Origin of the sequence: Sphingomonas sp. JC676, assembly GCF_014489075.1 — a bacterium.
In the GTDB taxonomy this organism is placed as follows: domain Bacteria; phylum Pseudomonadota; class Alphaproteobacteria; order Sphingomonadales; family Sphingomonadaceae; genus Sphingomonas.
Genome location: NZ_JACTGR010000025.1, coordinates 1 through 1,343 on the forward strand (window position 1 = coordinate 1; position 1,343 = coordinate 1,343).

A 1,343-nucleotide genomic window follows, 5' to 3' on the forward strand; every position below is an offset into this window, starting at 1 on the left:
TGGTGGAAAGCGGTCCGGCTGCTTCCAAGAGCGCGATGGGCGATAGCTGCCATTTCGCATGATCGGTTTCCGGTTGAATCGACTTCGCAAAGGATTGCTCCACTGCCAGATTTTGGCAGTATAACTTCATGTCTCGAGCACAGCGCCTTCTCGATCTGATCCAGGTACTACGCCAGCATCGTCGACCAGTTGCGGGTGCCGTTGTGGCCGAAGAACTCGGCGTGTCGTTGCGTACCGTCTATCGCGACATAGAGACTTTGAAAGCCCAAGGCGCGCATATCGAGGGGGAAGCCGGCTTGGGCTACGTGCTCCGGCCGGGCTTCATGCTGCCGCCGCTAATGTTCTCGGAAGAGGAGATCGAGGCGCTGGTGCTCGGCTCGCGATGGGTTTCTGAGCGGGCGGACGGCCTTCTGGGGAAAGCCGCGCGCAACGTGCTCGCAAAGATCGGCGCCGTGCTCCCCGACGACCTCAAATCGGGAATAGATGCCTCTGGCCTGCTGATCGGCCCTGGTCAGCAGATTGCCGCGCGGGACGGCGAACTTGCTGCGATCCGCGCGGCGATCCGGTCCGAACGCAAGATGCAGGTCGGATACGCCGATGAACAAGGGAACGCCACCGACCGGACCATCTGGCCGATTGCGCTGGCCTTCTATGATCGCGTGCGTGTCCTTGTCGCCTGGTGCGAATTGCGCGCCGGCTACCGCCATTTCAGGATCGACCGTATCGCCACGCTTGAATGCGGTACAGAGCGGTATCCACGCCGTCGCGCCACACTGCTCAAGGAGTGGTACGCCTTCCAGGGCGTCCCCGAACAATGACTGCTGACAAAAACTGACAGGATAGCGCCGTAGGCTTCTTTTGCCGGCACCGATCCCGCGTGCCGCTGATCTGAAAGAGGTTTTATGGCGGACTTTAATTTCGTCCTTCTGCACGTCCGGGACCATGCAGCCAGCGCTGTGCTCTACCACGAACTGCTGGGCATCCCGATCGTCGAGCAAAAGCCGGATATCGCGATCCTGCCGTTGCGCGACGGCGTAATGCTAGGCCTATGGTCACGCGAAACGGTGGAACCGGAGAGCACTGGGCACACCGGCGCCAGCGAGATCGCATTCGCCGTCGCTGACGTAACCGCAGTGGAAGCGATGCACGCCGACTGGAGCCGACGCGGTCTGTCCATCCTCCAGATCCCGACGCGCATGAGCTTTGGCACCACCTTCGTCGCGCTCGATCCAGACGGTCATCGGCTACGCGTATTCGCATCCCCGTCTGCCTAATTGACGTTACCGGGTGACCACCGCGTGCGCTGGTCACCCAATTGATGCTCGATGGAACAATCTACGAGG

General features: G+C 61.0%; 2 protein-coding genes. Both read left to right on the forward strand.

Annotated elements, in window-relative coordinates; genetic code table 11:
• The first annotated feature begins 128 nt into the window (after positions 1-128).
• Entirely contained in the window at positions 129-818 is a 690-nt protein-coding gene (locus tag IAG41_RS22850) for a helix-turn-helix transcriptional regulator (RefSeq protein WP_187731011.1), read from the forward strand.
• A gap of 84 nt (positions 819-902) precedes the next feature.
• Positions 903-1,274: a VOC family protein gene (locus tag IAG41_RS22855; protein WP_187731012.1), complete on the forward strand. Its 372-nt coding sequence runs from the start codon at positions 903-905 to the stop codon at positions 1,272-1,274.
• Positions 1,275-1,343: the final 69 nt, after the last annotated feature.